The 13,398-nt window shown below is 67.8% G+C and carries 14 protein-coding genes; 12 read left to right on the forward strand and 2 right to left on the reverse strand.

From position 1 onward, the window contains the following. Positions 1-18 precede the first annotated feature (18 nt). Positions 19-1,050 (forward strand): isopenicillin N synthase family dioxygenase, encoded by a 1,032-nt coding sequence (locus EYZ64_RS11400; RefSeq protein WP_135459947.1) that lies wholly within the window; start codon positions 19-21, stop codon positions 1,048-1,050. On the opposite strand, the gene EYZ64_RS11405 is transcribed toward EYZ64_RS11400, so the two are convergent. Further along, positions 1,043-2,116 carry an iron-siderophore ABC transporter substrate-binding protein gene (locus tag EYZ64_RS11405; RefSeq protein ID WP_135453535.1) on the reverse strand — a complete coding sequence of 358 codons (1,074 nt, stop codon included), beginning with the start codon at positions 2,114-2,116 and terminating at the stop codon, positions 1,043-1,045. The two genes, EYZ64_RS11400 and EYZ64_RS11405, sit on opposite strands and share 8 nt — an antisense overlap. Positions 2,117-2,292: 176 nt before the next feature. On the opposite strand from EYZ64_RS11405, the gene ctaD reads away from it, so the two are divergent. The 3 genes from ctaD to EYZ64_RS11420 are packed head-to-tail and all read left to right on the forward strand — an operon-like array spanning position 2,293 to position 5,662. Then, entirely contained in the window at positions 2,293-4,020 is a 1,728-nt protein-coding gene (gene ctaD, locus EYZ64_RS11410; protein ID WP_135453536.1) for an aa3-type cytochrome oxidase subunit I, read from the forward strand. A gap of 42 nt (positions 4,021-4,062) precedes the next feature. After that, positions 4,063-5,307, forward strand: a complete 1,245-nt coding sequence (gene serB, locus EYZ64_RS11415) for a phosphoserine phosphatase SerB (RefSeq protein WP_135453537.1) — start codon at positions 4,063-4,065, stop codon at positions 5,305-5,307. A 46-nt stretch (positions 5,308-5,353) separates the two neighbouring features. After that, entirely contained in the window at positions 5,354-5,662 is a 309-nt protein-coding gene (locus EYZ64_RS11420; protein ID WP_036439478.1) for a hypothetical protein, read from the forward strand. 7 nt (positions 5,663-5,669) lie between these two features. Here the strand turns inward: EYZ64_RS11420 and yczR are convergent, their stop codons facing one another. Further along, positions 5,670-7,109 carry a MocR-like transcription factor YczR gene (gene yczR, locus EYZ64_RS11425; protein WP_135453538.1) on the reverse strand — a complete coding sequence of 480 codons (1,440 nt, stop codon included), beginning with the start codon at positions 7,107-7,109 and terminating at the stop codon, positions 5,670-5,672. A gap of 64 nt (positions 7,110-7,173) precedes the next feature. Here yczR and EYZ64_RS32020 point away from each other — a divergent pair, with 64 nt between their 5' ends. The 8 genes from EYZ64_RS32020 to EYZ64_RS11460 all read left to right on the forward strand — a co-directional run bounded on the left by EYZ64_RS32020 (position 7,174) and on the right by EYZ64_RS11460 (position 13,382). Continuing rightward, a complete protein-coding gene (locus tag EYZ64_RS32020; RefSeq protein ID WP_167857786.1) occupies positions 7,174-7,320 on the forward strand; it encodes a hypothetical protein in 147 nt (48 codons plus the stop codon). Then, complete coding sequence (yczE, locus tag EYZ64_RS11430) at positions 7,317-8,033, forward strand: membrane protein YczE (protein ID WP_135453539.1); 717 nt, start codon at positions 7,317-7,319, stop codon at positions 8,031-8,033. The genes EYZ64_RS32020 and yczE overlap by 4 nt, the downstream gene beginning before the upstream one ends. Next, positions 7,964-8,833, forward strand: coding sequence for an ABC transporter ATP-binding protein (locus tag EYZ64_RS11435; protein ID WP_502702956.1), 870 nt, complete (start codon positions 7,964-7,966; stop codon positions 8,831-8,833). The genes yczE and EYZ64_RS11435 overlap by 70 nt, the downstream gene beginning before the upstream one ends. Beyond that, the gene (locus tag EYZ64_RS11440) at positions 8,830-9,729 is read left to right on the forward strand and encodes an NUDIX hydrolase (protein WP_167857787.1); all 900 of its coding nucleotides are present in this window, start codon (positions 8,830-8,832) and stop codon (positions 9,727-9,729) included. Before EYZ64_RS11435 ends, EYZ64_RS11440 begins: the two co-directional genes overlap by 4 nt. Next, the gene (locus EYZ64_RS11445) at positions 9,717-10,397 is read left to right on the forward strand and encodes an enoyl-CoA hydratase (RefSeq protein ID WP_450069241.1); all 681 of its coding nucleotides are present in this window, start codon (positions 9,717-9,719) and stop codon (positions 10,395-10,397) included. Before EYZ64_RS11440 ends, EYZ64_RS11445 begins: the two co-directional genes overlap by 13 nt. A gap of 91 nt (positions 10,398-10,488) precedes the next feature. Next, positions 10,489-11,445 carry a class I SAM-dependent methyltransferase gene (locus tag EYZ64_RS11450; protein WP_135459949.1) on the forward strand — a complete coding sequence of 319 codons (957 nt, stop codon included), beginning with the start codon at positions 10,489-10,491 and terminating at the stop codon, positions 11,443-11,445. Continuing rightward, positions 11,445-12,617, forward strand: a complete 1,173-nt coding sequence (locus EYZ64_RS11455; protein ID WP_450068687.1) for a THUMP-like domain-containing protein — start codon at positions 11,445-11,447, stop codon at positions 12,615-12,617. The genes EYZ64_RS11450 and EYZ64_RS11455 overlap by 1 nt, the downstream gene beginning before the upstream one ends. A gap of 75 nt (positions 12,618-12,692) precedes the next feature. Further along, the gene (locus EYZ64_RS11460) at positions 12,693-13,382 is read left to right on the forward strand and encodes an esterase (RefSeq protein ID WP_135453541.1); all 690 of its coding nucleotides are present in this window, start codon (positions 12,693-12,695) and stop codon (positions 13,380-13,382) included. Positions 13,383-13,398 lie beyond the last annotated feature (16 nt).

A 13,398-nucleotide genomic window follows, 5' to 3' on the forward strand; every position in this document is an offset into this window, starting at 1 on the left:
TCATCGTTGGCGGCGTTCATGTCCGTGCCGATCGTCGACATCAGTGGGCTGCGTTCGGCGCGGCGTGACGAGCGGGAACGGGTCGCGGCCGAGATCGGCACGGCGGCCCGAGAGGTCGGCTTCTTCTACATCAGCGGATCCGGCATCGAGGAAGCGGTATTCGACCGGATGCTCGCTGTCACCAAGCAGTTCTTCGCCCTGCCGATGGAGGAGAAGATGCGCAGCTACATCGGGCTGTCCCAGTGTCACCGCGGTTACGTCCCGGTAGGGGAGGAAGGTCTCGAATCCGACAGCCCGCCCGACCTGAAGGAAGCCTTCGACACCGCACTGGACCTGCCGGCCGACGACCCCGACCATCTGGCGGGCAACCCGATGCTCGGACCGAACACCTGGCCCGAACTCCCCGGATTCGCCGAAGCGGTGACGGCGTACTACCAGGCTGCGATCGATGTTGGCCGGCAACTGTTGTGGGCGTTCGCGGTGGCGCTGGGGGAGGACCCCGAGGTGTTCTCCCGGCACACCACGAAAACGCCCAGCCAACTGCGGTTGATGCACTACCCGTACAACGCGGACGCGCAGGACGGACAGGGCATCGGCGCGCATACGGACTACGAGTGCTTCACGCTGCTCAAACCCACCGCGCCCGGCCTGGAGGTGCTCAATGGCGCCGGCGAGTGGATCGATGTGCCGCCGCTGGACGGGACGTTCGTCGTCAACATCGGCGATCTGCTCGAACTGTGGACCAACGGAACATTCGTGGCGACCAGTCACCGGGTGCGCCGAGTCGCGCAGGAGCGCTATTCGTTCCCGCTGTTCTTCAACGTCGACTATCACACCGAGGTGAAACCGCTGCCCCGGTTCGTCACGGGCGACGGCTCGCGGCGTCCGGCGCTGCGAGCCGGTGAGCATCTGTTCGCCCAGACCGCGCAGACCTTCACGTATCTGCGCCGCCGCATGCAGGCCGGGGAACTGGTGCTACCCGACGGGTCGCTGGCCACCGGCCAATTCGGCCAACAGGCCGTGTACGGAGTCGACGGCCGGATCAGTTGATCGGGGCGTTCACCCAGCGCAGGTCATCAAGGATGCCGCGGGCGGCCACGATGTTCTGCCCGGTCTGCCAGACCTCGTTGTTCACCACGAACACCCGGTTGTCCTTGGCCGCCGACAGGGCCCGCCAGGCCGGGCTTTCCAGGATCTTGGGTGCGTTGTCCTTGGCTGCCGCGGACGCGAACGAGACGTAGACGATATCCGCATCGGCGCTGCGGTAATCGGCGTCGGCGGTGCCGAGCTCCTCGTAGGGTTTGTCGGTAAACCGTTGCGCGGCAGGGCGATCCAATCCCACCGCGGCCAGTACGCTGCCAGCGAAGGTGTCGGCGCCATACACCCGGACACTGTTCTCGGTCAGTTGCACCACCGACGCCTGGAAATGCCCGGCGTCGTTCTGCGCGCCGGTATCGCGGGCGGCGTCGTCGAACTTCGCGATCAGGTCGGCCGCGGCGTCCCGGCGACCTGTCGCCTCACCCACCGCGCGCAGTGTGTCGCGCCAGGCGGCCCCGGGCGCCCCGGTGAACACGGTCGGGGCAATCGCCGACAGCGCGCCGAACGATGCAGGGGTGAGGCTCGCGGAACCGAGGATCAGCTCCGGGTTGGCCGACTTGATGGCCTCGAGGTCCGGCGCGTTCCGGGAACCTGCCGGGGCGACCCCGTGCACGACGGCCCCCAGATAGGAGGGCTGCTCGGACGAACCATCCGGAAGTGCCGCCGCGACGATGCGCGACTGCAGGCCCAGCGCGCACAGCGCATCCAGTTGGTCCCCGGACAGCGCGACGATGCGCTGCGGGTCGCCACGCACCTCGGTGGACTCCGGAATATCGGCACCTTCGGCGCGCGCGTTGCGGACCTCTCGTGCCGACTGATCGGCGGCGGCCGGCTCGGCCGCGCAGGATTCGTCGGGGCGGCGCTGATTACCCAGCACGCCGGCGTCGGCGATCTTGGTGACACTGGTGGTCATCGACGTCTGCGCCTGTTGCGTCTGCTCGGCAGAGCCGCACCCACTGGCGAGTGTCGCGGCCGCGGCGATCACCGCGACGGTGGCGCGGGGTCGGTTGGTCAGCACCGGGCGACGGTAGCATTCATCGTCTTATCGCTGGTCAGGGCCTCGCGGCTGAAAGTCGCGACTCCAGGGAGCGACTCAGTACGACGGTTTGTAGGACCCACGGGCGCACAGGCCGCCGGGAGCGTTAGGATTCAGGTCGATATGCGGGATTTCCCGACGAATCTTTGGAGGATCTCTTGGTAGCCGAAGCGCCCCCAATCGGAGAACTCGAGGCACGTCGTCCTTTTCCGGAACGGATGGGCCCCAAGGGCAACCTGATCTACAAGCTCATCACGACGACCGATCACAAGTTGATCGGCATCATGTACTGCGTCGTCTGCTTCGCCTTCTTCTTCATCGGCGGTCTGATGGCGCTGTTCATGCGTACCGAGCTGGCGATGCCTGGGTTGCAGTTCCTGAGCAATGAGCAGTTCAACCAGCTGTTCACCATGCACGGCACGGTGATGCTGCTGTTCTATGCCACCCCGATCGTGTTCGGGTTCGCCAACCTGGTGCTCCCGCTGCAGATCGGCGCGCCCGACGTGGCGTTCCCGCGACTGAACGCGCTGTCGTTCTGGCTGTTCCTGTTCGGCGCGCTGATCGCCCTGGGCGGCTTCATCACGCCGGGCGGTGCCGCGGACTTCGGTTGGACGGCCTACTCGCCGCTGACCGACGCCATCCACTCGCCGGGTGCCGGCGGTGACCTGTGGATCCTGGGTCTGGCCGTCGGTGGTCTGGGCACCATCCTCGGTGGCGTCAACATGATCACCACCGTGGTCTGCATGCGTGCGCCCGGTATGACGATGTTCCGCATGCCGGTGTTCACCTGGAACATCCTGGTGACCTCGATCCTGGTGCTGATCGCGTTCCCGATCCTGACCGCCGCGCTGTTCGGTCTGGCCGCCGACCGCCACCTGGGCGCACACATCTACGACCCGTCCAACGGTGGTGTCCTGTTGTGGCAGCACCTGTTCTGGTTCTTCGGTCACCCCGAGGTGTACATCATCGCGCTGCCGTTCTTCGGCATCGTGTCCGAGATCTTCCCGGTGTTCAGCCGCAAGCCGATCTTCGGTTACACCACGCTGATCTACGCGACCATCAGCATTGCGGCCCTGTCGATCGCGGTGTGGGCTCACCACATGTACGCCACCGGCGCGGTCCTGCTGCCGTTCTTCTCCTTCATGACGTTCCTGATCGCGGTCCCGACCGGCATCAAGTTCTTCAACTGGATCGGAACAATGTGGAAGGGCCAGTTGACGTTCGAGACGCCGATGCTGTTCTCGGTCGGCTTCCTGATCACCTTCCTGCTGGGCGGCCTGTCGGGCGTGCTGCTGGCCAGCCCGCCGATCGACTTCCACGTCACCGACAGCTACTTCGTCATCGCGCACTTCCACTACGTGCTCTTCGGCACCATCGTCTTCGCCACCTACGCGGGCATCTACTTCTGGTTCCCGAAGATGACCGGACGTCTGCTCGACGAGCGCCTGGGCAAGCTGCACTTCTGGCTGACCTTCATCGGCTTCCACCTCACCTTCCTGGTGCAGCACTGGGTCGGTAACGAGGGCATGCCGCGCCGCTACGCCGACTACCTGCCCAGCGACGGCTTCACCACGCTCAACGTCGTCTCCACGATCGGTGCCTTCGTCCTGGGCATCTCGACCCTGCCGTTCGTGTGGAACGTGTTCAAGAGCTGGCGCTACGGCGAGCCGGTGACGGTCGATGACCCCTGGGGTTACGGCAACTCGCTGGAGTGGGCGACCTCCTGCCCGCCGCCGCGGCACAACTTCACCGAGCTGCCCCGAATCCGTTCGGAGCGACCGGCGTTCGAGCTGCACTACCCGCACATGGTCGAGCGGATGCGCGCCGAGGCCCACGTGGGCCGCGCACATCACCCAGAGCTCGAGTCTGCGGACCGCTCCAGCTGACGGGTGGCAGCATCCGGGGGTGAGCACGTCGAGGATGTTTCGATGACCGGTGCTCCACGAGAGCGCTCGTCAGTACTGATCACCGTCACCGGAGTCGATCAGCCCGGTGTCACATCGGCGCTGTTCGAGGTGCTCGCCCGCCATCAGGTGGATCTCCGCAACGTCGAACAGGTCGTGGTCCGCGGCCGGCTCACCTTGGGTGTGCTGGTCGCGGCACCGGTCGAGTTGGTCGACGGCGATGCGCTGCGCAGTGACGTCGAGACGGCGATCCACCGGCTCGGCCTGGACGTCACGATCGAGCGCAGTGACGACATGCCTGTCATGCGCGAGCCGTCGACCCACACGATCGTGGTGCTGGGCCGTCCGATCACTGCCGAGTCGTTCAGCGTGGTGGCCCGTGCGGTCGCAGGTCTGGGCGTCAACATCGACACGATCCGCGGGGTGTCCGACTACCCGGTGACGGGCCTGGAACTCCGTGTGTCGGTGCCTGCGGGGGCCGCTTACAGCCAGCTGCAAACGGCGTTGGCCCAGGTGGCGGTCGACGAAGGTGTCGACATCGCGCTCGAGGATTACAGCCTGGCACGGCGGGCCAAGCGGCTCATCGTCTTCGACGTCGACTCCACGCTGATCCAGGGCGAGGTCATCGAGATGCTGGCCGCCCGGGCCGGCATGGAAGCCCAGGTGGCCGCCGTGACGGAAGCCGCGATGCGCGGCGAACTGGATTTTGCCGAATCGCTGCACCGCCGGGTCGCGACCCTGGCCGGTTTGCCGGCCTCGGTGCTCGACGATGTCGCCGAACAGGTGGAGTTGACGCCCGGCGCCCGGACAACCATCCGGACCCTGCGGCGGCTCGGCTTTCACTGCGGCGTGGTGTCGGGCGGTTTCCGCCAGGTCATCGAGCCACTGGCGCACGAACTCATGCTGGACTACGTGGCGGCCAACGAACTGGAGGTCGTCGACGGCAAGCTGACCGGACGGGTCATCGGCCAGGTCATCGACCGACCGGGTAAAGCCAAGGCACTGCGCGATTTCGCCCAGCAGGTCGGCGTGCCCATGGAACAGACCGTGGCCGTGGGGGACGGGGCCAATGACATCGACATGCTGGCGGCAGCCGGCCTCGGCGTCGCCTTCAACGCCAAACCTGCGTTGCGTGAGGTCGCCGACGCGTCGCTGAGCCATCCCTACCTGGACACCGTGCTGTTCATCCTCGGCGTCACCCGCGGTGAGATCGAGGCCGCCGACGCCCAGGACGGCATGCTGCGTCGCGTCGAGATCCCCGAGGACTGACGTCGGGAAGGGTGAACCGGCAGGCACCCTGAAGTAGGGTGTGGGCATGGCGAACCTGAAGCACACGGTCGTGGTTGGCGCGTTCGCCGTTGCGGCAGTCCTGGGACAGTTGGCGGTCGCGGCCCCGGCGGAGGCCAAGCGGTGCCCGTCGGGAACGGTGCAGACAAAGTTCGAGGGTGTGTGCGTGGCCGGTTCGTCCGGCGGCGGGATGGGTGCAGTGGCACCGCCGGTGATGGCGCCCAGCGCCGGGGGAACCAACATCACGAACCAGCCGGGCCAGCTGCCGACGGTGAATGGGATTCCGTGCACCATCGAGCACTACAGCACGTGCTACGCGATGTCGCAGCAGCCTTGATCGCTGACTAGACCACCAGCGTCTGCGGTTGCGCGCTGAGCGTGCCGGTGATGCTGTGCCAGGCCCGCACCAGCAGGTGCACCGCGTCTTCCAGTTCGGATTCCGGGAGCGCATAGGGCAGCCGGATGAACCGTTCCAGCGTGCCGTCCACCCCGAACCGCGGGCCGGCGGGCACATCCAGGCCCAGCCGCATCGCGGCGGCCGACAACGCGGTGCTCATCGGCGCGGGCAGCTTCACCCACAGCGACATCCCGCCGCGGCCGTGCCCGGGCTGCCAGTCCGGAAGCTCACGGGCCAGCAGCGCCACCAGGAACTCCCGACGGACGCGCAGGATCTCGCGCCGTTCCGGTAGTACCTCGGCGTGCATCTCGAGCAGCTTTGCCGCGGCGAGTTGTTCGAGGATCGGGGTACCGAGGTCCACCGAAGGCCGGATGGCGGCGATGGTGGCCAGTGTGCCGCGCTCGGCGCGAATCCAGCCGACCCGCAGACCGCCCCAGAACGATTTCGACATCGAGCCGACGGTCAGCATCAGATCGTTGCGGGGGACCGAGGCCGCCAGCGGTTCGGGAGGCGCCTCGTCAATCCACATGTCGATGATCGATTCGTCGACGATGGTGCGGGTGCGCGTGTCGGAAATGATCTGCCCCAACCGCTTTCGCTCCGCTGCGGGCATGGTGAAACCGGTCGGGTTGTGACTGTCGGGAACCAGGTAAGCCAGGCTCGGGGCGAGCTGCCGCAGCGCGGCCTGTACGGCATCGAGCTCCCAGCCGTCCCCGGTGAGTGCGACCGGCACCGCCCGCGCTCCCGCGGTCGAGATCGCCGACAGCGCGCCGTGATAGGTGGGTTGCTCGACGAGTACCCGGTCGCCGGGCTGGGTGTGGCTGGCCAGGATCAGCCCGATCGCGTGCTGGGCTCCGCTGGTCACCATGATCTGGCTCGGTTCGGTGGGTAGTCCTCGGGCGCAATATCTTTCGGCGATCGCCGCGCGAAGCGGTCCGACACCCATCAGTTCGTGACCGGGCTCGCGCAGATACGGTGCGATATCGCGAGCGGCTTCGGCGAACGCCTCCAGTACAGCGGTGCCGGGCGCGGACAGGGCGGCGGCGGCCAGGCTGACCGTGGGTGTGGTGGCGTCGGGCCCGATGTGGCCGGCGGCCGGCAGGGCGGTGATGCTGCGGGCCCCGCGGCGGGCGTGCAGGTAGCCGTCGTCGCGCAACTGGGCGAAGGCGGCGGTGACCGTCGTGCGCGACACCCGCAACGACTCGGCCAGCGCCCGTTCGCTGGGAATGCGTGACCCGACCGGGACCCGGCCGTCCACGATGAGCAGCCGGATGGCGTCGGCCAGGCCGAGATAGGCGGGGCCACTTTGGCTGGAGGTGCGCCAGTTGCCCAGTTCTCGGGCCAACAGGTCCACGTCGAGGGCTCTAGCCGCCATGTCCATCGACATAATGAGGCCAGTATGTGCCAACTGGATATTGAAGGGCAAGCCAGATGGTCGAGATCATGGGTGCATGGCCCGGAACTGGATTTCCCGACTGGCGGAGAATCTCCGCCGTATGTACGACCCCGGCAACTACCCCGGAGACCGCGACGTGGACGCCCGCCGGGTGCGCAGCGAGCTCGACGCGATCCGCGTCCGATTCCCTGACCACGCATGAGGACCGCATTCAAACGCGGTGCCCTGCTCATGATCGGCCTGTGCGGCTACGGCGCGTCGATGGCGATGATGGTGCGTGCCGGGCTCGGCCTCGATCCGTGGGACGTCTTCCACCAGGGCCTGACCCGGCACACCCCGCTGTCCCTCGGAATGGCCTCGGCCGTCGTCGGCGTCGTCGTCCTGCTGGCCTGGATCCCGCTGCGGAACCGGCCCGGGATCGGGACCGTCGCCAACGTCATCGTCATCGCCGTCATGGTGGACGCGACGCTGGCCATCCTGCCCGCGCCGTCGGCGATGCCGGTGCGCATCGCGATGATGATCGGCGCCGTCGTGCTCAACGCCATCAGCACCGTGCTCTACATCGGCGCCGGCCTAGGCCCCGGACCCCGGGACGGCCTGATGACCGGACTCGTCGCCCGCACCGGGTTGTCGGTGCGTCTGGTGCGCACCGGAATTGAGGCGACCGTGCTGGCGGTGGGCTGGCTGATGGGCGGCACCGTCGGGATCGGCACCGTCATCTACGCGTTCGGGATCGGGCCGCTCGTGCAGCTGTTCCTGCGGCTGATGCCACGGTCATTGTTGTTCCACGATTTCAGCGGCGGACGTGCCCGGGCGGATCGGGAACCGGTCACTACGATGAGCGAGTGGCCTCAGGGGAACGTACCGACTCGACAATCGGCGACGACGAAGACGGAACCGACCCCGACCTCTTGATCGACTTCGCCAGGGTGAGCCTGCGGCGTGGCGGCAACACCCTCGTCGGGCCCATCACCTGGGCCGTCGAACTCGACGAACGCTGGGTGGTGATCGGCCCCAACGGGGCGGGCAAGACCTCGCTGCTGCGGATCGCCGCCGCCACCGAACATCCGTCATCAGGCACCGCCTACGTGCTCGGTGAACGGCTCGGGCGCACCGACATGTCCGAGCTGCGGGCCCGGGTCGGCCTGAGCAGCTCGGCGCTGTCCCAGCGGATCCCCGACACCGAGGTGGTGCGCGACCTGGTGGTGTCGGCGGGCTACGCCGTTCTGGGCCGCTGGCGCGAGGATTACGAGGACGTCGACTACGCGCAGGCCATCGACATGCTGGAAAGCGTCGGTGCCGAACATCTTGCCGAACGGACCTACGGGACCCTGTCGGAAGGTGAACGCAAACGGGTCCTGATCGCCCGGTCACTGATGACCGACCCCGAACTTCTGCTGCTCGACGAGCCGGCGGCCGGGCTCGACCTGGGCGGCCGCGAGGAGCTGGTAGCCCGGTTGACCGATCTGGCTGCCGACCCCGATGCGCCGGCCATGGTGTTGGTCACCCATCATGTCGAGGAGATTCCGGTCGGGTTCAGCCACGCGCTGATCCTGTCGGAGGGCAAGGCGGTGGCCTCGGGTCTGCTGACCGAGGTGTTGACTGCTGAGAACCTCTCCAAGGCGTTCGGTCAGTCGATCGCCCTGGACACGATCGACGGGCGCTACTTCGCCCGGCGAACCAGGACCCGAGCGGCGCACAGGAGGCGTGAATGAGCAGCAGTACCCCCGACGATCCACTGGTGCCCCGGCCGGCGGCCACGGTGATGCTGGTCCGCGATGTGCATTGCGGAGGTGCGCCGGATATCGAAGTCTTCATGATGCGTAGGCATGCGGCGATGGAGTTCGTCGCCGGGGTGATGGTGTTCCCGGGCGGGGGAGTCGACGACCGCGACCGCAATGCCGACATCGCCTGGTTCGGACCCGAACCGGACTGGTGGGCACAGCGGCTCGGCGTGGACACCGGGCTGGCCGAGGCGCTGGTATGCGCCGCGGCCCGCGAGACCTTCGAGGAATCCGGCGTGTTGTTCGCCGGGCCGCACAGCGGACCAGGCGACCCGGGCATCGTGTCCGACGCCTCTGTGTACGGCGAGGCGCGGGCCGCCCTGGCCAACCACTCACTGTCCTTCGCCGATTTTCTGCGGGACGAGAAACTCGTGCTGCGCGCCGACCTGCTGCGGCCATGGGACAACTGGATCACTCCCAAAGAGGAACGCACCCGCCGCTACGACACGTTCTTCTTCGTCGGTGCCCTGCCCGAGGGCCAGCGGGCCGACGGCGAGAACACCGAGACCGACCGGGCGTTCTGGAGCACCCCGCAAGCCGGTCTCGACGACTTCGAGCAGGGCAACTCGTTCCTGCTGCCGCCGACCTGGACCCAGCTCAACTCCCTCCACGGCCGTTCGGTCGCCGACGTGCTGGCGACCGAACGCAAGATCGTCGCCACCGAACCCAACCTCTCCCTCGGCGAGGGGAGCTGGCAGATCGAGTTCTTCGACAGCGGCCGGTACAACGCGGCCAGGAACCACCGGGCCCCGCTGGGCCGCGGCGGGGCGGCCGAGGGATCGGGTTCGGCGGGCAGCAGCGAAGCTGCCGGGGAATCGGTTCAGTGAACGAGTTCGTCAACGCGATCACCGGGGCGGCGCCGGAGCAGGACCGTATCGGCACCCTGATGCTGTCGCGGCCACCCACCAATGCCCTGACCCGGCAGATGTACCGCGAGATCATCGCGGCGGCCCACGAGCTGGGTGAGCGCACCGACATCTCGGTGGTGATCCTGTTCGGCGGGCATGAGATCTTCTGCGCCGGCGATGACGTTCCCGAACTGCGCACGCTGAACACGGGTGAGGCCGCCGCCGCCGACGCTGCGCTACGCCAGTGCATCGAGGCCGTGGCCGCCATCCCCAAGCCCACGGTGGCCGCGATCACCGGCTACGCGCTGGGCAGCGGGCTGAGCCTGGCGATGGCCGCCGATTGGCGGGTCAGCGGCGACAACGTCAAATTCGGTGCAACGGAGATCCTGGCCGGTCTGGCGCCCCGCGCCGGCGGCGGTGCGCGGCTGGCCAAGGTCGTCGGGGCCAGCAAGGCCAAGGAACTCGTGTTCAGCGGCCGGTTCGTCGGCGCCGAGGAGGCGCTGGAACTCGGGCTGATCGACCAGATGGTGGCACCCGATCACGTCTATGACGAGGCACTGGCCTGGGCACGGCGATTCGTCGACCATCCGGTGGACGTGTTGGCCGCGGCGAAGGCCGCCGTCGACGGAGTGGTGGACCGGCCCTGACGCCCACCCCACCCGGGCCGTTAGGCTGCCCTGCATGACTGACATCAAGGATTCCGGCGCCGACGTTGACGCGGCGGTCGATGTAGCTGGCATGCCGACTCCTAACCCGCACGCCACGGCCGAACAGGTCGAGGCCGCGATGCACGACAGCAAGCTCGCGCAGGTGCTCTACCACGACTGGGAAGCCGAGACCTACGACGAGAAGTGGTCGATCTCCTACGACCAGCGGTGTATCGACTACGCCCGCGGCCGGTTCGACGCGATCGTCCCCGAATCCGAGCAGCGCGAGCTGCCGTACGACCGGGCCCTCGAGCTGGGCTGCGGTACCGGGTTCTTCCTGCTCAACCTGGTCCAGTCCGGTGTGGCGCGGCGCGGTTCGGTGACCGATCTGTCCCCGGGCATGGTCAAGGTCGCCACCCGCAACGGTCAGTCGCTCGGCCTGGACATCGACGGGCGGGTCGCCGACGCCGAGGGCATCCCCTACGAGGACAACACGTTCGATCTGGTGGTCGGGCACGCCGTGCTGCACCACATCCCCGACGTCGAACTCTCGCTGCGTGAGGTGGTCCGGGTGCTCAAGCCCGGCGGCCGTTTCGTCTTCGCCGGTGAGCCCACCACGGTCGGCAACAAGTACGCCCGGGAGCTGTCCACCCTGACTTGGCACGCCACCACCAACCTGACCAAGCTGCCCTGGCTGAGCGGCTGGCGCCGTCCCCAGGCCGAACTCGACGAGTCCTCCCGCGCCGCGGCGCTGGAAGCCGTCGTCGACCTGCACACCTTCGATCCGGCCGATCTGGAGCGGATGGCCACCAACGCCGGTGCGGTCGAAGTGCGCACCGCCAGCGAGGAATTCACCGCGGCGATGCTCGGCTGGCCGGTCCGCACCTTCGAGGCCGCGGTGCCGCCGGGGCGTCTGGGCTGGGGCTGGGCCAAGTTCGCGTTCAACAGCTGGACCACGCTGAGCTGGGTCGACTCCAACGTGTGGCGCCGCGTGGTGCCCAAGGGCTGGTTCTACAACGTGATGGTCACCGGGGTCAAGCCGTCATAGTGTTCGATCCCGCCGACGTCGCATATCTGCGGTCGCAGGCGGGAGCGCAGGCCCTGGATGAGGTGGCCGGGCGCCGCCTCACCGGGGCCAGCCTGGTCAGCGACATCGCCGCTGTCCGAACACAATTCGGTGATCACGCCGGAATTCTGGTGGAGACCGTACAGCTGAGGCGTCGGGCCGCGGCCAAGTTCGACGACCCGGGGCAGTGGCTGTTCACCGACGAGGCGCTGCAACAGGCCACGGCCGCGCCGGTGGCCGCGCATCGGGCCCGCCGGCTGGCCGGGGCCCGGGTGCACGATGCCACCTGCTCGATCGGCAGTGAGCTTGTGGCACTGCGTGATTGCGCAGCACAGCTGGTCGGCAGCGACCTCGATCCGGTGCGGCTGGCGATGGCCGCAAACAATCTTGATGACGGCGGTCCCGCTGTCCCACTGTGCCGTGCCGACGCGCTGGCGCCGGTCACCCGCGACACGGTGGTGATCATCGATCCGGCCCGCCGGTCGGGCGGACGGCGCCGCTTCGACCCACGGGCCTATACCCCGGCGCTCGACGCGGTCCTGGACGTCTACCGCGACCGGGACCTCGTGGTGAAGTGCGCTCCGGGAATCGATTTCGACGCGCTCACCGAGATGGGTTTCGGCGGTGAGATCGAGGTGACTTCGGTCGGGGGCAGCGTGCGCGAAGCCTGCCTGTGGTCGCCCGGTCTGACCGAACCCGGTGTACGCCGGCGGGCCAGCATGCTCGAAACCCGTGAAGAGATCAGCGACGCCGAACCCGACGACTGCTCCGTGGCCCCGGCGGGGCGCTGGATCGTCGACCCCGACGGTGCGGTGGTGCGTGCCGGGTTGGTGCGCCACTATGCGGCGCGGCACGGCCTGTGGCAGCTCGACCCCGATATCGCCTACCTGTCCGGTGACGAGTTGCCCGCCGGGGTGCGCGGTTTCGAGGTCCTCGAGCAGCTGCATTTCCAGGAGCGGCGGTTGCGCGCCGCACTGGCGGCCCGGTCGGTAGGGGCGCTGGAGATTCTGGTTCGCGGCCTGGACGTGGATCCCGATGCGTTGCGGGCCCGGATGCGGCTGCGTGGCACCGAGCACCTGGCGGTGGTGATCGCGCGGCTCGGTTCCGGGGCGGCCAGCCGGGCAACGGCATTCATTTGTCGCCCGTCGCGATAACCGCCAAGTAACCTGGTCCCAAACACGCCGGTGGTTCAACCGGTGTGAGTTGATCGCCTGCGAGGACGACTGACGATGCGAATTCCCCCTGTGACAGCGCTGCTGGCAGCCGGTGCGCTGCTCGGCTGGCTCGGCATATCGGTGGCAGCTGCGCAGTCGGCCTGCGCCGACCTCGGCGGAACCGTCGACGGCGACGAGATATGTCAGGTGCACACCGCGAATGCCACCTACACACTGGATTACACGTTCCCGCTCGGGTACCCCGATCAGCAGGCTGTTGCCGGTTACCTGATCCAGACCCGCGACGGCTTCGTCAACGTGTCGGGAATGCCCGGCTCACGCGATCAGCCCTACGTCCTGGACGCCAAGGGCACCGCCTACAGCTCCGGGACGCCTGCCCGCACCCAGAGCCTGGTGTTCGAGGTGTATCAGAACGTCGGTGGCGCCCACCCGCAGACTTGGTACAAGACGTTCAACTACAACGTGGCCACGCGGGCACCGATCACCTTCGACACCCTGTTCAAGCCGGGCTCCAAGCCGTTGGACGTGATCTTCCCGATCGTCCACCGCGAATTGCAGAAACAGTCCGGCGTCGAACTGGCGATCCCGTCGACCGTCGGACTGGACCCGGTGCACTACCAGAACTTCGCGATCACCGACGACTCGGTGATCTTCTACTTCGGGCAGGGCGAACTGCTGCCGGAGGCCGCCGGAGCCAGCCAGGCCAACGTCCCGCGGTCAGCCGTGGCGGCACTCCTGGCCTGACGCGCGAGATCGCGCC

It is taken from the genome of Mycobacterium sp. DL99 (assembly GCF_004762045.1).
Classification (GTDB): Bacteria; Actinomycetota; Actinomycetes; order Mycobacteriales; family Mycobacteriaceae; genus Mycobacterium.